The following is a 23808-nucleotide window of genomic DNA, read 5'->3' as shown; positions in this document are numbered from 1 at the left end:
GTCACGTTTTCCGTCGAGATCAGTAGAGAAAGGGGTTGGGCGTATGGCGCAAGACCGTCAGGCAATGCTTTACGGCCTGGGCGCGGTGGCGCTCTGGTCGACCGTGGCGACCGCGTTCAAGGTGGCGCTGGGCTACATGACGCCGCTGGCGCTGATCTGGTACGCCGCGCTGGTTTCCTGGGCGCTGATGGGCGCGCTGGTGGTCAAGCGCGGCCAGCTCGGCCGGGCGCTGTCGCGCGGCTGGCGCACGGCGCTGTGGGCGGGGTTGATGAACCCGCTCGCCTACTATCTGGTGCTGTTTGCCGCCTACGACCGCCTGCCGGGCCAGGAAGCCATGGCGCTGAACTATACCTGGGCGCTGGCCATGGCGTTTCTGGCGGTGCCGATTCTGGGCCAGCGGCTCACCCGCATGGACGTGGTCGCCGGGCTGATCGCCTACGCCGGGGTCTGGGTGATCGCCACGCGCGGCGCGGTGCTGGATGTCGCTTTCGCCGACCCGCTGGGCGTGGCGTTCGCGCTGGCCTCCACGCTGCTGTGGGCGCTGTACTGGCTGTTGAATACCCGGGATGCGCGCGAGCCGCTGGTGGGCCAGTGGCAGAACTTCAGCGTGGGCCTGCCGGTGCTTACCGCGCTGATGCTCGCCGGTCCGGGCTTTGAATGGCACGGCTGGCGGGCGTTGTCGGCCGGGGTTTACGTGGGCCTGTTTGAAATGGGCGTGGCGTTTATCCTCTGGCAGCTGGCCATGCACAAGGTCTCGCGCACGGCCAAAGTCTCCAACCTGATTTTCCTGTCGCCGCCGGTGTCGCTGCTGCTGCTTTATGGGGTGGTCGGCGAGCCGATTCGGGCTTCCACGCTGGTGGGGCTGGCGCTGATTCTCGGCGGCTTGCTGCTGCAACAGCGCCAGAAGGCGTGACGCGGCTCGCGTTTGGCTCAGTGCTCGGCGGCTTTCAACAGCGGCTGGAGCACCGGCCAGACGTTATCCAGCACTCGTGGCTGGGCTTGGGCCGTGGGATGGATGCCGTCGTCCTGCATCAGCGACTCGTCCAGCGCGATGGTATCGAGGAGAAAGGGCAGCAGCGCCACCTGATAATCGGCCGCCAGGCGGGGATAGACGCGGGTAAAAGCGTCGCGGTAGGCCTCGCCGTAGTTGGGCGGAATGTCGATGCCCAGCAGTAAAACCCGGGCGTCTGCCGCGCGGCTTTGCTCGATCATCTGCGCCAGGTTGGCGTAAAGCTCGTCGGGCGGCAGGCCGCGCAGGCCGTCATTGCCGCCCAGCTCCAGCGCGACAAGCTCGGGGGCGTGCTGCTCCAGCAGTTCGGGCAGGCGCGCAGCGGCGCCGCTGCTGGTTTCACCGCTGATGCTGGCGTTGACGACCCTGGCTCTGTCGTCAAGCCGCTGGCGCAACAGGTTCACCCAGCCGGCGTCTTGCTCGATGTTGTGCGCCGCGCTTAGGCTGTCGCCCATGACCAGCAGCGTCGGACGCGTATCGGCGGCGGCCGATGCGGCCGTGAGCAGGACCAGAACGACAAGCGCAGCGCCAACGGCGCGCTTTTGCCACTCCTCTTTTTTTCTCGGGATACACACTTTCATGTCGGACTCCTCTTCTGCTGCCGCGCCGTTGATTCATGCCGCCGGCCTGACCCAGCGCGTGACAAGCGGGGCAGATACCCTTGCCATCCTACACGAGCTTTCCCTGGACATAGCGGCGGGGGAGAGCGTCGCCATCCTGGGCAAAAGCGGTTCGGGCAAGTCGACCCTGCTGGGGCTGTTGGCCGGGCTGGATACACCCAACGAGGGCGAGCTGGCGCTGTTCGGCGAGCCGCTCGGCGCGCTGGATGAAGATAATCGTGCTGCGCTCCGCGCCGGGCGCGTGGGGTTTGTGTTCCAGAACTTTCAGCTGTTACCCACGCTGACCGCGCAGGAAAACGTGGCGCTGCCGCTGGAGCTGGCGCCCGGCGGTAATCGACGCGTCGCCGCGCGGCAGTGGCTCTCCCGGGTGGGACTGGGCGAGCGCACTGCACATCTGCCCAAACAGCTGTCCGGGGGTGAGCAGCAGCGCGTGGCCCTGGCCCGGGCGTTTGTCACCGACCCCGAGCTGGTGCTGGCCGATGAACCCACCGGCAACCTTGACCCGGAGACCGGCGCGGCGGTGATCGAGCTGCTGTTTTCGCTGAACCGCGAAGCCGGCACCACCCTGGTGCTGGTGACCCACGATAACGCCCTGGCGCGGCGCTGCAGCCGCTGCCTGCGACTGGAGAACGGGCGTCTAAGCGCGTTTGATCCCGACACTCGAGAGGCCACGCCATGACCCCGGCTCTGCGGCTGGCGTTGACCAGTCTCAAGCGCGACCTGCGCGCTCCCGATGTGCGCGCGCTGTTCGTCGCGCTGGTGCTGGCGGTGGCCGCCGCGACGATGATTGCTTTTTTTCTCGACCGTCTGGAAGGCGGCCTGGAGCGTCAGGCGGGGCAGCTGTTGGGCGGCGACCTGGTGCTGGAGCAGCCCGAGCCGTTCGACGACTCGCTGGTGGAGCGGCTGCAGGACGCCGGCCTGGCGGTCAGTCGTCAGGTGGAAATGTCCTCCATGTTGCAGCGCGACGAGCGCTTCCAGCTGGCCAGCCTCAAGGCGGTAGACAGTAGCTGGCCGCTTTACGGCAGCTCACGAGTGGCAGGCGGGGATACAACACAAAGCCTCGAGCGCCCGCCCGAGGCCGGTCGTGTCTGGGCCGATCCGCGGCTGAAATCCCTGCTGGGGCTGGGCATTGGCGATACGCTTCGAGTCGGCGAGGCCGAGCTCCAGGTCAGCGGTTTTATCCAGCGCGAGGCCAATCCTTCCGGCGGCTTTGGCAGCTTCAACCCGCGGCTGATGCTCAACGCGGCCGATCTGGCGGCCACTGGCCTGGTGCAGCCCGGCTCCCGGATCGACTATTCGCTGCTGGGCGCCGGCGCGCCCGAGGCGCTGGACAGTTTGGCGCCGCTACTCGATCGGCTGCGCGAAAACGGAGTGCAGGTGCGCGATGTGCGCAACGACCGTCCGCGGCTGGGGAGCGCGCTGAACCGAGCGGAAAGCTATCTGGGTATTGCCGGGCTGGCGGCGGTGCTGCTGGCCGGAGTAGCCGTGGCGATGGCCAGCCGGCGCTATGTGGAACGCCACCTGGACACCGCCGCGCTGCTGCGCTGCTTTGGCGCCAGTCAGCGCCAGCTGACGCTGATTTTTGCCGGCCAGCTGGCGGGGCTGGCGCTGGTGGCCTCGCTGCTGGGCGCGCTGGCCGGGCTGGTCGGGCAGGCGCTGCTGGTATGGCTGCTGGCGGACTTTCTGCCGTTGACCCTGCCCGCGCCGGGGCCGGCGCCGCTGTTTCTGGGAGTGTTGACCGCGCTGGCGGTGCTGGTGGGCTTTGCCGGGCCGGCGCTGCTGCGCATCAAGCGCGTTAGCGCGCTGAAGGTCTTGCGCCGGGAGCTGGACCCGCTGCCGCCGTCGGCCTGGCTGGTCACGGCGGCAGCGGCGACGGTGTTTGGCGGGCTGCTGTGGCTGTATTCCGCCAGCTTCAGCCTCGCCGTGACGCTGTTGCTCGGCGGTATGCTGGCGCTGGGTGTGCTCTGGGTCTGCGCCAGGCTGCTGTTGAGCGGCGTGCTGGCGCTTGCCGGGCGGCTGTCCGGGCGCTCCGAGATGTCGCGGGCGCTACGCCTGGGGGGCCGCCAGCTGGCGCGCCGGCGCCAGGCCGGGCTGGGCCAGCTGCTGGCCTTTGCCATCACGTTTTTTGCCATGGCGATGATGGTGCTGGTACGCGGCGACTTGCTCTCCACCTGGCAGGCACGGCTGCCCGACAACACGCCCAACTATTTCGCCATCAACATTCAGCCCGGCGAGCGCGAGGCATTTGCCGACGCTATCGATTCGGACGTCGAGTCGCAAAGCGCCCTGTATCCCATGGTGCGCGGGCGCATTAACCGGATAAACGGCCAGCCGCCGCAGGAAACGCTACCGCCCGATGCCCGGGGTGATGACGCCCTGCGCCGGACGTTGAATCTGACCTGGCGAGCCGAGGTGCCCGACGGTAACCGGGTGGTGGCCGGGGAGTGGTTTGCCGATGCCGCCGCTGACCACAGCGCCTCGGCGGACAACGCGCCCGGCGGCTGGCTGGAGGCGGTGGATACCGGGCCGGCACGGACGCCGGTGCCGATTTCGCTGCAGGACGGTCTGGCCGAGCGGCTGCACCTGACGCTGGGCGATACGCTGACGTTCCGTATCGGCAGCGAGTCGCTGACCGCACGCATTACCAGCCTGCGCAGCCTCGACTGGGACAGCTTTACGCCCAACTTTTACGTGATTTTTCCGCCGGGCATTCTCAATGACTTTGCCCACAGCTACATCACCGCGTTTTACTTGCCGGAGGGCAACCCGGCGCTGGTTAATCGGCTGATCGAGCGTTTTCCGGGAGTGTCACTGCTCAACGTGGATGCGCTACTGGGCCAGGTGCGTGACGTGCTCTCGCAGGTCACGCGCGCCGTGGAGCTGATTCTGGTGCTGGTGCTGCTGGCCGGCGTTAGCGTGCTCTACGCGGCGTTGACGGCCAGCCAGCCGGCCCGCGCCCACGAAAGCGGGCTGCTGCGCGTCTTTGGCGCCGGCAACCGGCTGATCTCGCGTATGCAGGGCGCCGAATTTGCTCTGCTGGGCGGCGCCAGCGGGCTATTGGGTGCCGCGCTGGCGGAGCTGGCGACGGCGCTGCTGTCCGGGTACTGGCTGGATCTGCCGGTGCGCTTTCACGGCTGGGTATGGCTCGTACTGCCGCCGGGAGGCGCCTTGCTGATCGGCGCTATCGGCCATGCGCTGTCGCGGGGGCTGCGCCGTCAGGCCCCGGCCGCCAGCCTGACACTGGTCGAAGAGGTGTGAGCGCTGCAAATCGATAAACATCGCGCAAGTACCGGTGCTGGCGTAGAGAGCCGAGCCTCCCGGCATTACCATGAACGCTGTTCGATAAATCGGCCTGTATTCAGGAGACGCCATGTCAGCGCATAACGAAAACGCCATCGCCGGCGATAGCCACCGCCAGCGTCGTCGCCGGCTGCTGGCCGCACTGGGCACGGGAATGGCCGGGGCCTATGTCGCGCCAACGCTGTTCAGCGTGGGGCAGGCCCGTGCCAGTAGCAGCTATTCAAGCATCAGCTATTCACGGCCGAGTTATTCACGCCCCAGCTATTCGCGTCCCTCGGGCTATGAAGGGAACCACCGTAGGCGTGTGCGAGAGTATAAAGATGATCCGACACTGATTTTGGAAGATATTATTCTTGGGCCACCGGATCGTTAATGCGTCACCTGGCTGTTGATGTGATGTTACCTGGCCTGGATTTTTGTCTGCGAGTCTATAATGCTCCGGACGTACTGGAAGCCCTGACGCTGGCTCTTTCGGGTTGGTCCCTGATGACGCGCCCGGCTGATGGGCCGGCACCGGAGTTGTACGTCTATCGCGACGCCGACGGGCTATGGCAGAGCGATCCAGGCACCGACGAAGAATTCCGGTTACCGTCGCCGGCCTCGGCCGCCTGTAGCCTGGCGGCGGATCTGCTGTCCCGGCGCCTGGAACACGACGCCGAGCTGATAGGGTTGCACTGCGGCAGCGTTGAGATCAACGGCCGGCTGGCGTTGTTTCCGCAAGGCAGCAGGGCGGGCAAGTCGACGCTGTCTACCGCGTTTGCCGCCGCCGGCTATCGAATTTTCGGCGACGATGTGCTGGGACTAACGCCCGATGGAGAGGGCGTGGCAATGGGGGTAGCGCCGCGCCTGCGCTTGCCGCTGCCGGCCTCGTTACCGGCGGAATTGACCCGCTACATCGGCCGTCATGCCGGCCCGAGTGACGATCGTTATCGCTATGTGCTGCCCTTCGAAGGCGGGCTGGCGCAGTCGGGTGAAACCTGCCCGGTAGGCGCTCTGGTACTGCTGGAGCGCAGCGATACGCCCGTTAGGCCGGAGGCGGTCAAATTATCCCCGGGGGACGGGCTATTGCAGCTGCTGTGCCAGAACTTCGCCCGGGAAACCTTGCCGCAGGCCCTGATGGCGCGATTTTTGCCGTTGATGGAGCGGGTACCCTGTTTACTGCTGCGTTATAGCGACCCGCTGGCAGGCGCTCGGCATCTGGCCAGCGTTCTGGAAGGAGAGGGCGACGCCGGTGCCATTGAGCCCGCGCCAACGTTTGCGCCGCCGGAGGATAACGCCCGGCTTTTGCCCGTGGAAAGAACCACGCTATGGCAGCCGAGTGCCGGGGTCGATACCTATCCGCTGGGGGACGAGCTGTTCCTGATTCAGCTGTCCGCCGGCGTGATTCATCGCTTGAACCTCACCGGGCGGCTGGTTTGGCAGCTGCTCGGAGAAGAGCCGCTGGCGGTGGATGAGCTGGGCGCGCTGCTGGCCGAGCATTTCTGCCGCCCCGAAGCCGAGGTTGGCGATGATGTGGCTGCGCTCATGGCGGCGCTCCACGGGGCCGGCCTGGTCGAGCCGGCCGAGGCCGGCTAGCCGCGCAGCGACATGATGCGCCAACCACGCTCTCTCGCCGCCTGGCGCAGGTTGTCGTCGGGGTCCACGGCCACGGGGTTGTCGACAATTTCCAGCAGCGGCAGGTCGTTGTGCGAGTCGCTGTAAAACCAGGCATCGTCCAGGGTGTCGGGCTGCGTGTCCAGCCACTGGTGCAGGCGGGTTACCTTGCCGTCGCGGAAGCTGGGGGTGCCGGCGACTCGGCCGGTATAGCGGCCGTTGTGCACTTCGGGCTCCACGGCGATAAGGTGGTCGATGCCCAGGCGTTCGGCGATCGGGTCGGTAATAAACCGGTTGGTGGCGGTAATAATCAGCAGGGTATCGCCCTGGGCGCGGTGACGCGCAATCAGCTCTTCGGCGCGGGGGAGAATATGCGGCTCGATCTTGGCGACCATGAACTGCTGGTGCCAGGCCGCGAGCTGTTCCGGCGTGTTGTCCGCCAGCGGCTTCAACGCCACGGCCAGAAAGGCGTTGATATCCAGGGTGCCGGCTTCGTAGTCGGCCATGAAACGCTCGTTGGCCTCGCGGTAGGCGTTGGCATCCACCGCCCCCTGTTCGAGCAAAAACTCCCCCCAGGCGTGGTCGCTATCGATGGATAGCAGGGTGTTATCCAGATCGAAAATGGCCAGACTCACGGCATTCCCCTTGAACGTTGATGACAGATCCCGGTACGCCACGGACCTCGCGTGGCTTGAGGACGACGGGCGTCGCGGCGGGATTATGGCAAATGCGGCGGGGTTTTCCCATCGGGCAGCGGTGTTTGCCTTCCGCTGGCCCTGCGCCGGTTGGATGATGGCCTTCCGGACTATTGCCAGTTCTGTCAAATTTGTGAAAAAATGGGCGTAATTAACATTTTATCAAGGTGACGTCCGTGATCGACGCAGACGGCTTTCGCCCCAACGTTGGCATCATCATTGCCAACACCCGAGGGCAGCTGCTTTGGGCGCGTCGGGTCGGGCAAAATGCGTGGCAGTTTCCCCAGGGAGGCATCAAGGCAGACGAGACACCTCAGCAAGCTCTTTTGCGTGAGTTATACGAAGAAATCGGTCTCGAAGCCGATGATGTGGCCATTGTTGGCTCTACCCGGGGATGGCTGCGCTACCGCCTCCCGCGACGCATGATACGCACACGTTCAAGGCCGGTGTGTATCGGCCAGAAACAGAAATGGTATCTCCTCCGGATCCGCTGTCAGGACAGTCGGATCTGCATGACATCCACGCCCGACCCCGAGTTCGACGGCTGGCGCTGGGTGAGCTACTGGTACCCGCTTGGGCAGGTTGTGCCGTTCAAGCGTGAAGTCTACCGGCGCGCGCTGCGCGAGCTTTCGCCGCGTCTTCAGCGCCTTGCCCGGGAGGGAACGTATTAGTCGCGGGCAGCACCCAACCCACAGCGAGGCCCCTGAAGTGAACAGTAAAACGTCCATGCTGAAGGTGCTGCGCCGCGTTATTCAGGAGGTCAACGGCGCGCGCCACCTCAACGCCGCTCTGGCCACGATGGTGCGTCGCATCCGCAAGGCCATGCAGACGGATGTATGCTCGTTTTACCTGTACGACGAGGCCGTTGATTCGCTGGTGCTGATGGAAACCATCGGCCTGCGTACCCAGGCGGTGGGTCAGGTGGTGCTGCCCCGGGGTGAAGGGCTGGTCGGGCTGGTTGCCATGCGCAGCGAGCCCCTGAACCTGGAGGATGCCCAGACCCATCCGCAGTTTCGCTATTTTGAATCCACCGGTGAAGAGCGCTACTCGAGCTTTCTGGGCATTCCCATCATTCACCAGCGGCGCATGCTGGGCGTGCTGGTGGTGCAGCAGGCCGAGAAGCGCCGCTACACCGACGAAGACGAGGCTTTTCTGGTTACCATGGCGGCTCAGCTGTCCGGCGTACTCGCTCATGCCCTGGCTACCGGGCATGTGACCCGGCCAGCGCAGGCCAAACGCCAGGTCATGTTCAAGGGCGTTCCGGCCTCGCCGGGTATTGCCATGGGTGAGGCCGTTGTCATCGCGCCGCCCGCCGATCTGAATAGCGTTCCGGACCTGATTCCCAGCGATGAAGCCTTTGAAGTCGCCCGCCTGAAAGAGGCCATCGCCAGCACCCGCGAAGAAATCCGCGCGGCCGGTCGCCGGCTGGCCAAGCGCATATCCGCCCAGGAACTCGCCCTCTTTGATGTCTATCAGCAGATGCTGGGCGAATCGGCGCTCTCCACCGAGGTGGAAAAGCGTATCCGCGAAGGGCAGTGGGCGCCCGGGGCGCTGGCCGACGTGGTGCGCCGTCACGTTCAGTACCTGGAGCGGGTGGACGACGACTATCTGCGCGAGCGCGCCGCCGATGTGCGCGACCTCGGGCGCCGGGTGCTCTCGCACCTGCAGGAGGATACGCCCTCCAGGCCGGACGTCTATCCCGACAACACCGTGCTCGTCGGCGACGAGATCAGCGTAGCGCTGCTGGGTGAAGTCCCCAGAGACAAGCTGATGGGGGTGGTGTCGGTACGCGGCTCCAGCACCTCGCACGTGGCGATTGTCGCCCGCGCCATGGGTATTCCCACGGTGCTGGGCATGACCGAGTTGCCGCTGCCACGCCTGTCCGGCGCACCGGTCGTTGTCGACGGCCACCGCGGCCGGCTGTTTGTGCGCCCGGGGCCGGAGCTGGAAAACCACTACGCTACCCTGGTCGCCGAAGAGCGCGAGCTTAGCGAGCTGCTGGAATACGAACAGGACCGGCCCAGTGCCACCACCGACGGCTATGCCATGCCGCTGATGGTGAATACCGGCCTGGCGGTGGATGCCATCGGGGTGCTGAAAAACCGCATCAGCGGGGTGGGGCTGTACCGCACCGAGGTGCCGTTCATGATCACGGAGCGGTTTCCCGGCGAAAAGGAGCAGACCCGCCTTTACCGCGACCAGCTCGAGGGTTTTGCGCCGCTGCCGGTGGTCATGCGTACCCTGGATATCGGCGGTGACAAGGATCTGCCGTACTTCCCCATCGACGAGGCCAATCCCTTTCTGGGCTGGCGCGGCATGCGCGTGACGCTGGATCATCCCGAGGTGCTGATGGTGCAGCTGCGCGCCATGCTGCGGGCGTCGCTGGGGCTCAATAACCTCTACGTTCTGCTGCCCATGATCACCAACGTGGCCGAGGTGGACGAGGCGCTGGGCCTGCTCGAGCGCGCGATTATCGAGCTGGGCGAAGAGGGCACCGCCGTCGACCGCCCTCGGGTGGGCGTGATGATCGAGGTGCCGGCGACGCTGTACCAGATGGATGCGCTGGCCAGTCGGGTCGATTTTTTCTCGGTGGGCAGCAACGATTTGACCCAGTATCTCCTCGCCGTGGATCGCAACAACGCGCGGGTGTCCAACCTCTACGATGCCCTCCACCCGGCGCTGTTGACGGCCCTCGATAGACTCGCCCGGGACGCTCAGCGGCTGGGCAGGCCCATCAGCCTCTGCGGCGAACTGGCCGGCGACCCGGCCGGAGCGCTGCTGCTCATGGCCATGGGCTTTACCGGGCTGTCGATGAACGCGCCCAACCTGCCCAAGGTGCGCGCCGCCATCCGTCGCGTGGCCTTCAGCGATGCGCGCAATCTGCTCGATGAGATTATCCGTCTGGATACCCCCGAGGATGTCCATCGGCATCTGAAAGGGCGCATGGCGCAGTGGCAGCTGGCTCACCTGCTGCCCCCCGAGGATGATTGATCGACGCCGGCGGTTCGCCGGTGCCGCGAGCCGGCATCGTCAGCCGATAGCCTCTGACGCGCTGCCGATAAACTGCCCACCTTGCATAAAACGCTGCTCGGTCATGGCAACGCGTCCGGCGGCGGTTACGCTCAGCCAGGTCGTGGCGCGAGTTCCGTAGGTGTCCCCGCGAATGAACGCTGACGACAGCGTGCGCTCCAGTGACAGGCCCACGCCGGTATCGGGCAGGGCTGAATCCGCTGCCTGGCGGTCGTCCTGAATCGCGGCCAGCGCGGGGCCGGGGAAGTCGCCATGTGCCGGCCACTGCCGGGCAGCGTGGCGCAGCGCCTCCACCTTGGGCCAGGGCGTATCCAGATCCGCATTGGAAAGGCCGTGAATTCCGGGGGCCACCGTGTTGAGCGTGGCGGCACCGCGGCGGTGATGCAGGTGCCAGAGGCGCTCGGGGGTGGCCACCAACAGGTTGAAACCGGCGTATTGGTGGGCGCTGTTTGCCAGTTCATCCAGCCAGCGGGGCAGGTGGCGGCAGGTAAGCGCCCGGCAAACCAGTTCGCCTCGGCTGGGGGCGTTTGCCGGGGTTTCTTCTCCGGGGTCGCGGACGTTGGTCAGCGCCGCCACGGTGCCGAAGGCGTTGGCGGCCAGCCAGGTGCCACCGGCCTGTTCGTCGCGGCCGCCCAGCAGCGTTATCTGCGGTGCGCTTGCCGTTGCCCAGCGGTGCAGCGGCGCGGCAGGCCGGGCATGAAACTCGTCGCGGTTGCCGATCAGGCGCAGCGGCACAGGCGTACCGGGTTGCCAATCAAGGGCGAGCAAACACATGGGGATCTCCTGGCAGGGCTGTGGCATTTAACATCAATCACTCGGGCGAGCCGTCAACAGGTCGGCGAGGGGCGCTATGAATCCATCCCTGGACGCTATCTACGCCATCCCTGGCGTAGAACCCCTCTTCGACCTGTCCCCGGCTCTTCGGGCACAGCCAACGGCGATAGCCCTGGGTTTCCGGGAGTATGGGGATCGTGACAGGCTATCGGCACCCGGTTAGACTGGCCCGCTGAGCGCCGGGCGGCCCGGCGACCTGCAGCATTGCCATGTCAGGGTGGGTGTTTTGCCTGGCAACAGCTTACTCAATGCCTGGCAGCGTAACAAAGGAGACCCGGTACCATGAGTCTTTTACTTACCCTGGTGGGATATCTGGCACTGGGTGCCGCGGCCGGTACGCTCGCCGGTCTGTTCGGTGTCGGCGGCGGTATTATCATTGTGCCGGCGCTGGTGTTTGCGTTTGGCTTGCAGGACATCGCCCCAGAAGTGGTGGTGCATCTGGCCGTGGGCACGTCGCTTGCCACGATCGTGGTCACCGGCGCGTCGTCGGCGTACGGCCATTGGCAGAAAGCCAGCATTTATCTGCCCTGGCTCAAGGTGCTGCTGCCGGGGTTGGTGCTGGGTGCGGTGCTCGGCGTTTTTGTGGCCGGCGGGCTCTCGGCCACCGTGCTGGGCACGCTGTTCGGCGTATTTGTCGTGCTGGTAGCGGTCAAAATGCTGCTGGGTATTGCACCCAAACCCGGCAGCGCCCCGCCGGGCACCCTGGCCATGGGCGTTGCCGGGGCGGTCATCGGCAGTGTATCGGCGCTGTTCGGCATCGGCGGGGGGACGTTGACGGTGCCCTGGCTGTCGCGCTGCGGCGCGAGCATGACGCGTGCCGTGGGAACCTCGGCCGCCTGCGGGCTGCCCATTGCTCTGGCCGGGGCGTTGACGTTCATCGTCGTGGGGCAGGGCAACCCGCTGCTGCCGGCTGCCGCTACCGGGTTTGTGATGTGGCCGGCGTTTTTCGGCGTGGTACTGGCCAGCGTGCCCTTCGCCCGCGTCGGGGTTAAGCTGGCCCACGTTTTGCCCGCACAAGTCATGCGCTACGCCTTTGCCGCGCTGCTGCTGGTCGTGGGCGTGCGCTTTATTGTCAGTTAATTTCCGCGTTTTCTTCCCTGTTTGCTGTTTGAGGCCCGCCGCCAATGATTGCCTATCCCGCGATTGACCCCGTTGCCGTATCGCTCGGTCCGTTGCAGGTGCACTGGTATGGGCTGATGTATGTGGTGGGCTTTGTGGCCGCCTGGTGGCTGGGCGGGCGCCGGGCGGCCCGCTTCGGTCTGACCCGGGACGATGTCAGCGACTTCCTGTTTTACGCCGCCCTGGGCGTGGTGCTCGGCGGCCGGCTGGGCTACGCGCTGTTTTACGGCCTCGGCCAGTGGGCCGACGATCCGCTGTGGATTTTCCGCGTCTGGGATGGCGGCATGAGCTTTCACGGTGGGCTGCTCGGCGTGCTGTTGGCATCCGGCTGGTTTGCGTATAAAAAGCGTCTGGCGTTTTTTACCCTGACGGATTTCGTGGCCCCGCTGGTGCCCGTTGGCCTGGGCGCCGGGCGTATCGGCAATTTCATCAATCACGAGCTCCCGGGGCGGGTCACCTCGCTGCCCTGGGGTATGCCGTTTCCCGGCACGGCGGGGCAGCCGCGCCATCCGTCCGCGCTTTACGAAGCCGTGCTGGAAGGCGCGGTGCTGTTTGCACTGCTGTGGTGGATCTCGGCTCGGCCGCGTCGTCGCGGGCTCGTATCCGGCGTGTTTCTTATCGGCTATGGCGTGTGCCGCTTTGCCGTCGAGTTTGTCCGCCGGCCGGATCCCCAGCTGGGCTTTATCGCCTTTGACTGGCTGACCATGGGGCAGCTATTGACGCTGCCGATGATGGCTTTTGGCCTGATACTGGTGGTCTGGTCGCGCCGGCAGGCGGTCGATGTAAGTCTTGATCCCGGTACACAATCGCCGGCCGATAAGGCAGACTGACGCCCCTGAAACTGCCCTCAACGGAGCGCCCTGTCATGGCAACCGCAACGCCCCCGCTGGAACAGCCGTATCTTGACCTGATGCGCAAGGTGCTCGACGAAGGCACCCACCGCGACGACCGCACCGGCACCGGCACGCGCTCGGTGTTCGGTCATCAGATGCGCTTTGACCTGTCCCGGGGCTTTCCGGCGCTGACCACCAAAAAACTCCACCTGCGTTCGATCATCCACGAGCTGCTGTGGTTTTTAAGCGGCGATACCAATATCGCCTACCTGCAGGCAAACGGCGTGCGCATCTGGAACGAATGGGCCGATGACAACGGCGATCTGGGGCCGACGTATGGCTATCAGTGGCGCAGCTGGCCGCGCCCGGACGGCGGCCACGTCGACCAGATCCGCCAGGTGGTGGAGCAGATTCGCACCCACCCGCAGTCGCGGCGTTTGATCGTGTCGGCGTGGAATCCGGCGCAGGTGGATGACATGCAGCTGCCGCCTTGCCACTGCCTCTTCCAGTTTTACGTGGCCGACGGCCGACTTTCGTGCCAGCTCTACCAGCGCAGCGCGGATATCTTTCTGGGGGTGCCGTTCAATATCGCCAGCTATGCGCTGCTGCTGAGCATGGTGGCGCAGGTTACCGGTCTTGCGCCCGGGGAGTTTATCCACACCCTGGGCGATGCCCACCTCTATAGCAATCATCTGAAACAGGCTCGGGAGCAGCTGTCGCGTACGCCCAGGGCGGCGCCTCGGCTGGCGCTGACGCCGAACGTGGATGAGCTGACGGACTTCACCTTCGACGATATTCAGCTGGAGGGCTACGACGCCCACCCGTCCATCAAGGCGAAGGTAGCCGTATGATCGCTGATCAAAGCACCAGCAGGAACACAGCTGAGCAGACGGTTGGGAGCACCGGCGTCGCCGTCTCGCTACCGACCCGAACGCCCATCGCCATGATTGCCGCCATGTCGCAAAACCGCGTTATCGGCGTGGATGGCGACCTGCCCTGGCATCTGCCCGACGATCTGCGCTTTTTCAAGCGCATGACCCGAGGCAAGCCGGTGATCATGGGGCGCCGAACCTTTGACTCCATCGGTCGGGCGCTGCCGGAGCGGCTGAATATCGTGGTAACGCGGGATGCCGAGCTGGCGCCGCCGGACGTGGTGGTTTGCCATAGCCTCGAACGGGCGCTGGCGCTGGCCGATGATCGGGCCGTGGAAGACGGTGCCGAAGAAATCATGGTGATGGGCGGCGGCGAGATATACGCCCAGGCCATGCCCTGTGCCCGGCGGCTGTATATCACCGAAGTCGCCACCCGGGTACAGGGCGATGCGGTTTTTCCCGAGATTGATTCGGCGCAATGGGACGAGACCGGCCGCGAAGCCGGAACCCGGGCGCAGGGCCAGCCGGCCTACGAGTTTGTGATCTATCAACGCCGAAGCGACCCGGCCGGGATTGTCAATCCAGGCCAATCGATAACGTAACAGCGAGGACGCAACGGATGCCTGTACGTGTGACGCATCTGCTGGATGATCTGGAAGCGCGGCTGGGCAAGGCGTACCGCGACATAGCCGCGCTGCGCGAGGAAAACCGGCAGCTCAGGGCGGATCTGGCGCTGCGCGATGCGCCGGACCGTGAACATTGGCCGGCGTCTTCGGCCAACTCGCACACCCGGCCTGCCGATGACGCAACGGCTGCCACCGCCGAAAATGCCAACACGGAAAAAACGCTCATGGAACACGCCAACCCGGACGCTCTCAATACCGACACCGCCGACGACATCAATACGGCCGAAGCGCCGCAGGCCCCGGCAAAAGAGGCCGAAGCACCCGTCCCGCCGTCGCCCCGGGCGCTACTGGAACAATGGCATAGCCGCTACCCACAAGCCTTTGCCAACGATCATGTTCGCCCGCTGAAAATCGGCATTCACCAGGACCTAGCGCGCCACGAGCCCTGGTCGAAAAAGCTGATCCGCCGGGCGCTGGCCTGCTATGTCAACAGGCCGAGCTACACCAGGGCGGTACGCAAGGACGCGGCGCGCATTGACCTGGACGGTAACCCGGCCGGTACCGTGGACGAGGTCGCCGCCCAGGCAGCAGAGGAAAAGCGCCGGTGGGCGATGAGCGCGAAACGGCAAAAGACCGGTTCGCAGAAAGACGGGGCAACAAGCCGGAAGCGCCAGGCAAAATCGGCCGCAACGTCCGAAGCGCCGGCAGCGGAACATAAAAAGCACAAGCTAGACCGTCAAAAGTCGGCACCCAAAGCCGCCGAGCCCTTGAGCATGGACGAAAAGCTCGCCAGCCTGCAGCGCCGCTTTGGCAACTGAGTCGTTATAACGTCCGAACGTGTATTGGAGCGCTGGTCAAGATGCGCTGGCCTCAGACATCCCGGGAGCGCTATCGTTCAATGAAGCGTCGATAAAACGTAAAAAAACAGCGTTTTTTCTATTGCGTTCTTTTTTTGGCCGGTATAAAGTCGCAATTGCGAGCATTGCAACAACTCAAGGCTTGAAAACATCACGGCGATTTCGGCTGATATGTGCCGAAGGCCAAGGTCATTATTCAGGCCGTACGGCAGGCGTCATGCCTGACAGACTGATCGAAACAGCAAGCTAGTCAAGGAACCAATCCCATGAAAAAGACACTTCTGGCCACTGCCATCGCGGGCGCTGCCTTTGCTTCCGGCGCCCAGGCGGCGACGATTTACAACGAAGACGGCACTAAGCTCGACCTTTACGGCAATATCCAGATTGCCTATAAAAATCAGAAAGATGCTGCAGGTGATAGCAAGGATGAGCTGTTTGACAACGGCTCAACCGTTGGCTTCTCCGGCGAGCACCTGATCACTCGCGATCTGAAAGGCTACTTCAAGGCCGAATTCGAGCACGAAGCCGACGAAGCCAAGGGCGCAGGTAACGGCCTGACCGACGGTGACCAGGCCTACACAGGCCTGAAAGGCAACTTCGGCGACCTGCGCGTGGGTTCCTGGGATCCGCTGATCGACGACTGGATTCAGGATCCGATCACCAATAACGAATACTTTGACGCCTCCGATTCCAACGGCCTTATCGTGGGCCTCGAAAATCGCGAAGGCAACAAGGTGTCCTACACCTCACCTTCCTTCAGCGGTTTTCAGTTCGCCGTGGGTACCCAGTTTGAAGGCGATGCTGAGAGCTATAAGGGCGAAGCGTTTGGCTTTGATAAAGTAGCAAAGGAATCTGACAGTAACGCTTCGTTCTTTGGCGGTGCCAAGTATACTGCTGGCGCGTTCTCTATCGCTGCTGTGTATGACAACCTCGATAATAACGACGGAACTTACACTGTTACTTCGACTCCTGCTCCTACTCCTTCCACTTTCGACTACGATGCCGGCGATCAGTACGGTATCACCGCGCAGTACACCGTCGATACGCTTCGCCTCTCTCTGAAAGCCGAGCGATTTGACGCCGGTGAAGATGCTGTAGCAGACGTTGACTTTTACGGCTTTGGCGCGCGTTATGGTTATGGCATGGGCGATATCTATGGTGCCTATCAGTATGTCGACCAGGACAGCACTTCTGTTGCCAGTAGCGAAAGCAGCAACGAGGTTATCCTTGGCGCAACCTATAATCTCTCCGATGCTATGTATACCTTTGTCGAGGCTGCGACGTACGATCGTGACGAAGATGCCAAAGACGGCGTTGCCGTGGGCGCGGTTTACCTCTTTTAAACCGTTACCGACCCCGCACGGCAGGGCGATAGTGCGCCCTGCCGGGGTTGATAAAGCTGTAGACCTGTTCAAAAGGTACCTCACCAACAGGCATCTAACAGCACAAAAGCCGGCCCTGGGGTCGGCTTTTTTGTTATCCTGGTGATGTTTTTTCGTAAGCCGACAAGCGAGTATCGCCCATGAAACCCGCAGTTATTTTTACCCTGGCGCTGGGCCTTGGTGTCGTCAGCGCTCCGGCGCTGGCCAGTGAAATGCAGGATCGCTTTCGTGAAGAGGGCCAGCAGATCGATCTGACGCGTTTTCTCCAGTCCGACAATGACGTGCGCAGCGACAGCTTTCTCTACGGCCGCGTGCACCAGCACGACTTCACCGTGGAAAAGGACGGTACCTATACGTTTGCCAGCCATGTCTCGGGTGGTGAATCCGAGGACTACCGCGTGGCTGCCACGCTTCTGGACGACAGCGGCAAGGTCGTCGCGCGCGGTAAAGGTCTAGGCAATGCCGGCGGGCTTGAGCTGACCCAACAGCTGGCAAAGGGTGACTATACGCTGCGAGTGGAAGGCCACAAGTTTGGCTCCAGCGGCAACGCCGGCGGCAATAGCTTTTTCGTCACGGTGGAAGGCACCGACGTCGACGGCGGGGTTTCCCGTGGCGACGGCATTGCCTTCGTGGGTAACCGCCGTGAGGGCGGTAAAACCGCCTTTGTGCGTCGCTCCAGCGCCGTGGCCGCAGTTGCGCCGCCGTCGTCCGGCTCACCGCAGAAGCAGGCAGAAGCGCCGGCAGCCGCGAGCGCTGAGCCCGAGGCAGACGCGGCCCCCCCGGCTACCGAAAAGCCGAGCGAGTCGGACCCAGCCCCGGCTAACAGCGCCGACCGTAAAGACACTGCGTCACAACAGCAAAGCTTTGAAGAAGTCGTCACCGACGTCAAGATCCGCGCCAGCGGCGAGGTGATGACGTTCAAGGTGCTGGAAAAGGGCACCGTGGCCGTGACCACTTCCACCTTCTCCGGCAATGAAGGCACCTATCGCATTGAAGCCGAGATACTGGATAGCGAGGGAAACGTGGTGGCTCGGGATGCCGGTGAAGGCTTTGACGGTGATGTCGACCTGCGAAGCGAGCTGGAACCCGGCGAGTACCGCGTTCGCGTCAAGGGACAGAAATTTGGCGGCGCCGGAAGCGGTGTCAATAACTACGAGCTCAAGGTTCAGCAGCTCGATTGACGCAAGATGGCGCCGGATAGGAAGACTCGTGCCGCTGTCATGTTGACGGCGGCACGAGTTGTTTAGGCATGTAACAGGAAGCGCTTAAAAGGTGAACTTGACCATGCCCTGGAAGCGCAGCGCGTCGCCGTCGCGGCCGTCGGCCACTTCGCGGGTATGGTAGCCGGCTTCCATGCCGTAGCTGACGTGATCCATGGGCGACCAGATATAGTTGAGATGCACGGCCTCGAACTGCTTGTTGGCGCTCTCGGCGCCGCTCAGCCCGGCATCACGTACATCGTCCAGGTCGGCGCGGGAGATGCCGTAGCCCAGGTTAACCGCGCCGGGACCCACGGCCAGGCTGGCGCCCAGGTTGGCGCCCCAGGCGCTGATGGTTTCAACCTCATCGCCGTCGACAAACGCGGGCGCCGTGGGGTTGTTCTGCATGTACTCGCCGATGCCGTCGCCGTAGGTGACCACGCCGCGCAGCGTGAGCGCATCGGTAGCCTTGAAGCGTGCCGCGGTGCTCACACCCCAGCCCATGGCGCTATCGTCCACATTGTCGTTGCTAACGCTGAGCCGGCGGCCCACAGCCGCAGCGGAATACGCCAGACGGTCGCTGGCTGCCTGATAGCGCAGTGTGAGATCGGGCATGGACTGCCGGGCGCCATCATCGACCTTGTAGACGCCTCGCGCCTTGTTGAAGCCGCTGGCGACGCTATCGCGATAGTCTTCGGCGTCGGGGTTTTCCATGGCGATGTGCACGTTGCCCATGGAATACCGCAGCTGCGCCTTGCGTCCGCTTTTGCTCTGACCGGGGCTGGGGGCAAAATCGACAATCGGCGTGCGGCTCAGGCGGCTGCCGAAGTTGGTCCAGGTTTTACCCGCGAGTACATTCTTCCAGCTGCCGTAGGCGTGGCGCAGGCGCAGGTCGCCGCCGTTGGGCGGATTGTTCATCCAGTCGACTTCGATTCTGGTTTCCAGCGGGCTGCCTTCCACGGGGGTTAGCGTCTTGAAGCCCAGACGGCTCTGGTAGGGATGCATGTTGAAGTGGTCGTCGCTGGCCTGCTGACCGTCGATCAGAATTTTCGGCCGCGCTGCCAGGTCGCCCAGATTATTATCGGAATCGTAGATCATGTCGAGCTTGGTAAAGCCGTAAAGACTGACCGTGGTGTCACCGGCCTGAAAATCCACCGCGCCAGCCGATTGGCTGATCAGCAGCGCCAGCATGCCGGCGGGCAGGGCGGTGCGGGTCAAGCGAAAATAACCTGTCATGGCAGCGTATCCTTGTATCGAGAGTGGCCCGCCGATAACCGGCCAGGCGGAGTGTTGCGTACGCCGGACAAGAATACGGGGCATCTGACCCTGGCCATGTTGATTGCGGTCAACTTTAGCGTTTTTTACCGCATAATAATTATTTAGTAGTTAAATAATCGGTCGTTAAACATTAAATTACTATTATTATATTGATGTGCGTCCTGTTGTTGATGTGCAGCATGCCGGGAGCATTTCCAGCGCTTTAACTCTCCACCCGGGGGCGTGTTTCCTGTAACCTGATGCACCAGCGTGGTAATGATCAGGTACTGTTGACACAGCCCAGTTTACAAAGCCCGGTTTACCAAGCCCGTTTTTATGAATCTTTTCTTATGAAGCTCTTTTTACAAGACGGCTTTACGGGCTCAGTGCAGGGTCATGGGGCGCTGCCGTGCCGCCAATGTCAGTCGGGCCACGCGCTCATGCTAGGGTCAACCGGCAAGCAGGACTTCTTTGTCAGCCAAGGGCTTTCCTGATGAATCGTTATAGCCTCAACCATCCGGCATAGGATAGCGCGTGTCGCGAATGCACAGTACAGCCAAACAAAACGGAGCGCGGTGGTGGGGATGGCTCTCCGCTCGTTCGCTGCGTGGGCGTCTGGTGCTGGGGCTTGCCTTTACCTGGGTATTGCTGGTTGCGGTGGTGCTGGCCATGGCCTGGCATCTGGGCAAAAACATGGTGCAGGAGACCAGCCTGTCGCACCTGCGCTACGAGACCGGCATGCTGGCGGATGAAATTACCCACCAGGTGCAATCGCGCACTACCGCGCTCGAGCACGTTGCCGAGATCGCCGAAGGCTTGACGTCCAGGGAATCATTGCAGCGGCGATTGGAGCATAACAATGCGCTGCTGGAATGGTTTGAACGGCTGATTGTGACCGGCCCCGAGGGCAGGGTTAAAGCAAGCTGGCCCTTGATTGGAGCGGCCGCGGATGGCGGCAACAGCCTGGATATTGCCGACCGGGCCTATTTTCGCATGATCAAGGGCACCCGCCATGCCCATGTCAGCGAGCCTTTTATCGGGCGGGCCAGCCGTATTCCCATGGTGTTGATCGGCGTGCCGCGATGGGACGCCAACGGCGACTTTGCCGGTATTGTGGGTGGCGCCATGAGCCTGCGCAGTAGCGGGCTTTTCGCTCGTCTGGCGCGACAGCAGGGCGGTAACGGCAGCTATGTATCCATATTCACGGCGTCGGGGAAGCTGCTCTACCATCCGGATCGCGATCAGATCATGTCCCGCATTACCGATGTCTCGGCCAACCCCAACCTGCCCCTGGCCATGAGCGGTTGGGAAGGCGACGCCGTGGGCAAGCTGTTCAGCGGTCAGCCGGGATTGCAGTCGTATGCTCAGGTCTGGCCGGCCGGCTGGGTCGTCGGGCGATTCATGACGCTGGATCAGGCTCAGCTGCCGCTGGCCGATTTTATTCAGCGGCTGTGGTGGATTTGGGTGCTGATGGCGCTATGGATGATGCCGCTTTTGTGGTGGGTGCTGGGACGCATGCTCAAGGTACTGCAGCACCTTGAGACGCAGATCGGTGAAGTGGGACACGGGCGCCGTGAGAGTATCGACCTGACCAGCGATGTTGATGAGTTCCAGGAAATCGCCACAACGTTCAACGCCGTGGAAGCCGAGCGCAAGACGCTGCTGACCAGCCTTCAGGAGCGTGAGGCGTTTCTCAACGCGATTCTCGATGCCACCCCGCTGGGTATGTTCGTGGCCGACTTTGACGGCGAGTTTACCTATATGAATCCGGCCCTGCTGCAGGTGCTGGGCCTGGCGTCTACCACCACTACCTCTCAGTGGCTGGAGTACGTCCATCCGGACGACCGGGACGGCACCCACGACATGTGGCGCCACAGTTTGGCTACCAACAACGAGTTCCTGCGTCAGTTGCGTTTTGTCCGCCCGGACGGCGCGGTGCTCTGGCTGGAGGTGCATGCCCGAGTGGTGATGCTGTCACGGGGCGGTTTCTCGCTGGGATTTGTCGGCACCATGAAGGATATTACCCAGCGCCGCGAAGACGAAGCTCTGGCGCGCTGGGAAGCCGAACACGACCCACTGACCGGGCTGCTGAATCGTCGCGGTTTTGATCGCCGGCTGGGCGAAGCCTTTGCCGAGTTCCAGAAAACCAGCACGCCCTCGGCGCTGCTGCTGTTTGACCTTGACCACTTCAAGCCCATCAACGATGAAGGCGGGCATGCCCTGGGCGATGAAATGCTGCGCCGCATTGGCCAGATCGTCGCCTGGGAAGTACGCCGTAGTGACCACGTGGCCCGCCAGGGCGGTGACGAGTTTGCCGTGCTGTTGCCCAGCTGCACGCTGAGCCAGGCCGAAAAAATTGCCGACTCCCTGCGTCTGGCGGTCAGCGATATCAGCGTGGCCAGCGAGGGCAGGGAATACCATGTCACGCTGAGCCTCGGCGTTACCACTTTCAGCGACAGCGACCAGACAGTGGAAGAAGCGCTGTCCCGCGCGGATGCCGCCAGCTACGAGGCCAAGGCGCGGGGCCGCAATGCTGTCGTGGTAAGCCTTCCCGACGATAACGATCATACGGCGATGCTGTTCGACTGATGTATCTGCTGGATACCTTCGCGCGCACCCTGGCCGTGACGCTGCCGGTTTTTGTCATGGTGTTTGTCGGCCAGGGGCTGAGGCGCATCGGCTGGATTGACGCCGGATTTGTGGCCACGGCCTCGACCCTGGTGTTCAAGGCCACGCTGCCGGCGCTGGTTTTTCTCAGCCTGATCCGGGCGGACCCGGGCGTAGCGCTTAACCTTCCGCTGCTGGCCTTCTTTGCTTTGGCGACCTTCGGTCAGTTTGCCCTGTGTTGGGGGTGGGCGCGCTATCGCCTGGTCAGAGCCGACCGAGGTGTCTATATCCAGGGTGCGTTTCGCGGTAACTGTGGCATTGTCGGGCTGGCGCTGGCTCAGGCCATGTACGGCGACTACGGCCTGTCGGCCGGCAGCGTGCTGCTGGGGCTGGTCATCGTGCTGTATAACAGCCTCTCGGTCGTGGCGCTGCTGGTGCACCAGCCAGGGCAGTCGAGCCACCCGGGCACATTGTTCCGTAACATCGCTACCAATCCGCTGATTCTGGCGGTCATCGCCGCACTGCCGTTTGTGGCTCTGGATATCACCCTGCCCGGGTGGGTCATGGAGACCGGCGACCTCTTTGCCTCGCTGACACTGCCGCTGGCGCTGATCTGTATCGGGGGTTCGCTGTCCATCGCCTCGGTACGTGAAAGTGGACAGATAGCGGTTAGTGCCAGCCTGTTCAAGATGCTCTGGCTACCGGGACTGGCCACCCTGGCGGCATTTTTGGTGGGGTTCGACGGCCGCGAGCTGGGGCTGCTGTTTCTTTATTTTGCCAGCCCCACGGCTGCCGGCAGCTTTGTCATGGTCAGAGTACTGGGCGGCAACCCGGCGCTGGCGGCCAACATCATTGCCATGACCACCCTGGCCGCCAGCGTCACGATTACGCTGGGCATTTTTGCTTTGCAGATCGCCGGGTGGATTTAGCTTCTGCCGGCCAGCAACGATAGTTGGCGCACGCCTCCGGTTAGGTTACACTGTGCGCGCTTTTAAGCGCCTGCCTAGGCGTTGCCTGTATAGCATTGCCTCTATTTCACTGAGTGCCGCACAGAGAGCACAGCATAGAGCAAAGCCCCTATAGCTCAGCTGGATAGAGCGTCCCCCTCCTAAGGGGAAGGCCCCAGGTTCGAATCCTGGTAGGGGTACCAAAAAGGACATATAAAACGGCCACCTGGCTAACATGCCGGGTGGCCGTTTTTCTTTGCGTGTGGCTTTAGCAAAAATCCGCGTAAACCTCCGCCCCAATGCGGGCGGAGATACAAGCGGGAACTGCGAAGCAGTTCTATTCTGGTGTCTTCTGCCCCTGAACATAGGCTTTAAGCGTCTCGATAGTGGCGCCGCCTGCACTACAGGCGAAATACGACCGCGACCACAGCGCGGCGTTTTTGCTCAAACGCGGGATATGCGTATTCAGGTAACGCACGCGTCGAGACGACGTGGACTTCAAGTTGTTGACCAGTACGCTGATCGACAGCTTCGGCGGATATTCCACGAGCAAATGGACGTGATCTTGCTCGCCATCGAACTCAAGGATGCGGCAGTCGAGCTTTTCACAAGCAGACTCAAACGCCTCCTGAAGCTGGCCGATCATGTAGCCGTCGAACACCTTGCGGCGATACTTCGTTGTGAAGATGAGGTGAACAACCAGCCGCGTGACGCTGTGCCTACCTAGTCGGTAGTCTTCTTGTACACTCACTTGCTTTTCTCCGTTTTATACCTTAATTTATAGGCATTGTAGCAGTGAGCACTGACATGCTGAAGGCCATCAAAGTACGTATTTACCCCACCACCGAACAGGCGGATTTACTGAACCGCCAGTTCGGTTCGGTGCGCTTTGTGTACAATACCGGCCTTCGCATCATGTCCCATCGCTATAAGCGTCACGGCCAGTCATTGAATGCCAAACATGACATCAAGAAACTATTGCCCGTGGCGAAAAAGTCTCGAAAGTACGGCTGGTTGAAAAAGGCGGA

22 protein-coding genes and 1 tRNA gene are annotated in these 23808 nt (G+C 63.0%); 18 read left to right on the top strand and 5 right to left on the bottom strand.

Features of this window, described 5'->3' with window-relative positions; all coding sequences use genetic code 11:
• The first annotated feature begins 43 nt into the window (after window positions 1-43).
• Window positions 44-913 (top strand): DMT family transporter, encoded by an 870-nt coding sequence (locus tag C793_RS0110325; protein ID WP_017430870.1) that lies wholly within the window; start codon window positions 44-46, stop codon window positions 911-913.
• Between the two features lie 17 nt (window positions 914-930).
• Here the strand turns inward: C793_RS0110325 and C793_RS0110320 are convergent, their stop codons facing one another.
• Window positions 931-1590 (bottom strand): arylesterase, encoded by a 660-nt coding sequence (locus C793_RS0110320; RefSeq protein WP_017430869.1) that lies wholly within the window; start codon window positions 1588-1590, stop codon window positions 931-933.
• Between C793_RS0110320 and C793_RS0110315 the strand changes: the two genes are divergently transcribed.
• From C793_RS0110315 to C793_RS0110300, 4 genes are all read left to right on the top strand, one after another.
• Window positions 1589-2308, top strand: coding sequence for an ABC transporter ATP-binding protein (locus C793_RS0110315; protein WP_017430868.1), 720 nt, complete (start codon window positions 1589-1591; stop codon window positions 2306-2308). The two genes, C793_RS0110320 and C793_RS0110315, sit on opposite strands and share 2 nt — an antisense overlap.
• Complete coding sequence (locus tag C793_RS0110310; protein ID WP_017430867.1) at window positions 2305-4887, top strand: ABC transporter permease; 2583 nt, start codon at window positions 2305-2307, stop codon at window positions 4885-4887. Before C793_RS0110315 ends, C793_RS0110310 begins: the two co-directional genes overlap by 4 nt.
• Window positions 4888-4999: 112 nt before the next feature.
• Complete coding sequence (locus C793_RS14115; protein WP_017430866.1) at window positions 5000-5302, top strand: hypothetical protein; 303 nt, start codon at window positions 5000-5002, stop codon at window positions 5300-5302.
• A gap of 113 nt (window positions 5303-5415) precedes the next feature.
• Window positions 5416-6504 (top strand): PqqD family peptide modification chaperone, encoded by a 1089-nt coding sequence (locus C793_RS0110300; protein WP_169330553.1) that lies wholly within the window; start codon window positions 5416-5418, stop codon window positions 6502-6504.
• On the opposite strand, the gene C793_RS0110295 is transcribed toward C793_RS0110300, so the two are convergent.
• Window positions 6501-7157, bottom strand: coding sequence for a histidinol-phosphatase (locus C793_RS0110295; protein ID WP_017430864.1), 657 nt, complete (start codon window positions 7155-7157; stop codon window positions 6501-6503). The genes C793_RS0110300 and C793_RS0110295 overlap by 4 nt on opposite strands.
• Before the next feature lie 236 nt (window positions 7158-7393).
• Between C793_RS0110295 and C793_RS0110290 the strand changes: the two genes are divergently transcribed.
• On the top strand, window positions 7394-7888 hold the full coding sequence (locus C793_RS0110290; protein ID WP_017430863.1) for an RNA pyrophosphohydrolase: 495 nt from the start codon (window positions 7394-7396) through the stop codon (window positions 7886-7888).
• Window positions 7889-7943: 55 nt separating this feature from the next.
• Window positions 7944-10208 carry a phosphoenolpyruvate--protein phosphotransferase gene (gene ptsP, locus C793_RS0110285; protein ID WP_017430862.1) on the top strand — a complete coding sequence of 755 codons (2265 nt, stop codon included), beginning with the start codon at window positions 7944-7946 and terminating at the stop codon, window positions 10206-10208.
• A gap of 39 nt (window positions 10209-10247) precedes the next feature.
• Here the strand turns inward: ptsP and C793_RS0110280 are convergent, their stop codons facing one another.
• Window positions 10248-11021: an NRDE family protein gene (locus tag C793_RS0110280; RefSeq protein WP_017430861.1), complete on the bottom strand. Its 774-nt coding sequence runs from the start codon at window positions 11019-11021 to the stop codon at window positions 10248-10250.
• 342 nt (window positions 11022-11363) lie between these two features.
• Between C793_RS0110280 and C793_RS0110275 the strand changes: the two genes are divergently transcribed.
• From C793_RS0110275 to C793_RS0110245, 7 genes are all read left to right on the top strand, one after another.
• On the top strand, window positions 11364-12161 hold the full coding sequence (locus tag C793_RS0110275) for a sulfite exporter TauE/SafE family protein (protein ID WP_017430860.1): 798 nt from the start codon (window positions 11364-11366) through the stop codon (window positions 12159-12161).
• 44 nt (window positions 12162-12205) lie between these two features.
• Window positions 12206-13030, top strand: coding sequence for a prolipoprotein diacylglyceryl transferase (gene lgt / locus C793_RS0110270; RefSeq protein WP_017430859.1), 825 nt, complete (start codon window positions 12206-12208; stop codon window positions 13028-13030).
• A gap of 35 nt (window positions 13031-13065) precedes the next feature.
• A complete protein-coding gene (locus C793_RS0110265) occupies window positions 13066-13884 on the top strand; it encodes a thymidylate synthase (RefSeq protein ID WP_017430858.1) in 819 nt (272 codons plus the stop codon).
• Window positions 13881-14507: a dihydrofolate reductase gene (locus C793_RS0110260; RefSeq protein WP_017430857.1), complete on the top strand. Its 627-nt coding sequence runs from the start codon at window positions 13881-13883 to the stop codon at window positions 14505-14507. Before C793_RS0110265 ends, C793_RS0110260 begins: the two co-directional genes overlap by 4 nt.
• A gap of 17 nt (window positions 14508-14524) precedes the next feature.
• Entirely contained in the window at window positions 14525-15349 is an 825-nt protein-coding gene (locus tag C793_RS13855; protein WP_017430856.1) for a ProQ/FINO family protein, read from the top strand.
• 305 nt (window positions 15350-15654) lie between these two features.
• A complete protein-coding gene (locus C793_RS0110250; RefSeq protein WP_017430855.1) occupies window positions 15655-16731 on the top strand; it encodes a porin in 1077 nt (358 codons plus the stop codon).
• Window positions 16732-16910: 179 nt separating this feature from the next.
• Window positions 16911-17951: a hypothetical protein gene (locus tag C793_RS0110245; RefSeq protein ID WP_017430854.1), complete on the top strand. Its 1041-nt coding sequence runs from the start codon at window positions 16911-16913 to the stop codon at window positions 17949-17951.
• An 84-nt stretch (window positions 17952-18035) separates the two neighbouring features.
• Here C793_RS0110245 and C793_RS0110240 read toward each other — a convergent pair whose 3' ends face one another.
• Window positions 18036-19205 carry a DcaP family trimeric outer membrane transporter gene (locus C793_RS0110240; RefSeq protein ID WP_017430853.1) on the bottom strand — a complete coding sequence of 390 codons (1170 nt, stop codon included), beginning with the start codon at window positions 19203-19205 and terminating at the stop codon, window positions 18036-18038.
• A 564-nt stretch (window positions 19206-19769) separates the two neighbouring features.
• On the opposite strand from C793_RS0110240, the gene C793_RS0110235 reads away from it, so the two are divergent.
• The 3 genes from C793_RS0110235 to C793_RS0110225 all read left to right on the top strand — a co-directional run bounded on the left by C793_RS0110235 (window position 19770) and on the right by C793_RS0110225 (window position 22983).
• Complete coding sequence (locus C793_RS0110235; protein ID WP_245550219.1) at window positions 19770-21815, top strand: diguanylate cyclase; 2046 nt, start codon at window positions 19770-19772, stop codon at window positions 21813-21815.
• On the top strand, window positions 21815-22762 hold the full coding sequence (locus C793_RS0110230; RefSeq protein ID WP_017430851.1) for an AEC family transporter: 948 nt from the start codon (window positions 21815-21817) through the stop codon (window positions 22760-22762). The genes C793_RS0110235 and C793_RS0110230 overlap by 1 nt, the downstream gene beginning before the upstream one ends.
• A gap of 144 nt (window positions 22763-22906) precedes the next feature.
• Window positions 22907-22983 (top strand) — tRNA-Arg (locus C793_RS0110225).
• Window positions 22984-23117: 134 nt separating this feature from the next.
• Here the strand turns inward: C793_RS0110225 and tnpA are convergent.
• Window positions 23118-23531: an IS200/IS605 family transposase gene (tnpA, locus tag C793_RS0110220; RefSeq protein WP_017430850.1), complete on the bottom strand. Its 414-nt coding sequence runs from the start codon at window positions 23529-23531 to the stop codon at window positions 23118-23120.
• Window positions 23532-23587: 56 nt separating this feature from the next.
• Here tnpA and C793_RS0110215 point away from each other — a divergent pair.
• A partial coding sequence (locus C793_RS0110215) for a helix-turn-helix domain-containing protein (protein ID WP_017429231.1) occupies window positions 23588-23808 on the top strand: 221 nt, incomplete at its 3' end.

Origin of the sequence: Vreelandella jeotgali Hwa (assembly GCF_000334215.1) — a bacterium.
In the GTDB taxonomy this organism is placed as follows: domain Bacteria; phylum Pseudomonadota; class Gammaproteobacteria; order Pseudomonadales; family Halomonadaceae; genus Vreelandella; species Vreelandella jeotgali.
Note: the sequence above shows the minus strand (reverse complement) of the source record. Positions and strands in the feature narration are given on the sequence as shown.

Coding starts and splice junctions, on each gene's coding strand:
- C793_RS0110300 (WP_169330553.1), top strand. CDS start 5,416: ATGACGCGCCCGGCTGATGGGCCGGCACCGGAGTTGTACGTCTATCGC.
- C793_RS0110235 (WP_245550219.1), top strand. CDS start 19,770: ATGCACAGTACAGCCAAACAAAACGGAGCGCGGTGGTGGGGATGGCTC.
- lgt (WP_017430859.1), top strand. CDS start 12,206: ATGATTGCCTATCCCGCGATTGACCCCGTTGCCGTATCGCTCGGTCCG.
- C793_RS14115 (WP_017430866.1), top strand. CDS start 5,000: ATGTCAGCGCATAACGAAAACGCCATCGCCGGCGATAGCCACCGCCAG.
- C793_RS0110250 (WP_017430855.1), top strand. CDS start 15,655: ATGAAAAAGACACTTCTGGCCACTGCCATCGCGGGCGCTGCCTTTGCT.
- C793_RS0110315 (WP_017430868.1), top strand. CDS start 1,589: ATGTCGGACTCCTCTTCTGCTGCCGCGCCGTTGATTCATGCCGCCGGC.
- C793_RS0110325 (WP_017430870.1), top strand. CDS start 44: ATGGCGCAAGACCGTCAGGCAATGCTTTACGGCCTGGGCGCGGTGGCG.
- C793_RS0110310 (WP_017430867.1), top strand. CDS start 2,305: ATGACCCCGGCTCTGCGGCTGGCGTTGACCAGTCTCAAGCGCGACCTG.
- C793_RS0110240 (WP_017430853.1), bottom strand. CDS start 19,205: ATGACAGGTTATTTTCGCTTGACCCGCACCGCCCTGCCCGCCGGCATG.
- C793_RS0110230 (WP_017430851.1), top strand. CDS start 21,815: ATGTATCTGCTGGATACCTTCGCGCGCACCCTGGCCGTGACGCTGCCG.
- ptsP (WP_017430862.1), top strand. CDS start 7,944: ATGCTGAAGGTGCTGCGCCGCGTTATTCAGGAGGTCAACGGCGCGCGC.
- C793_RS13855 (WP_017430856.1), top strand. CDS start 14,525: ATGCCTGTACGTGTGACGCATCTGCTGGATGATCTGGAAGCGCGGCTG.
- C793_RS0110275 (WP_017430860.1), top strand. CDS start 11,364: ATGAGTCTTTTACTTACCCTGGTGGGATATCTGGCACTGGGTGCCGCG.
- C793_RS0110265 (WP_017430858.1), top strand. CDS start 13,066: ATGGCAACCGCAACGCCCCCGCTGGAACAGCCGTATCTTGACCTGATG.
- C793_RS0110245 (WP_017430854.1), top strand. CDS start 16,911: ATGAAACCCGCAGTTATTTTTACCCTGGCGCTGGGCCTTGGTGTCGTC.
- C793_RS0110260 (WP_017430857.1), top strand. CDS start 13,881: ATGATCGCTGATCAAAGCACCAGCAGGAACACAGCTGAGCAGACGGTT.
- C793_RS0110280 (WP_017430861.1), bottom strand. CDS start 11,021: ATGTGTTTGCTCGCCCTTGATTGGCAACCCGGTACGCCTGTGCCGCTG.
- C793_RS0110320 (WP_017430869.1), bottom strand. CDS start 1,590: ATGAAAGTGTGTATCCCGAGAAAAAAAGAGGAGTGGCAAAAGCGCGCC.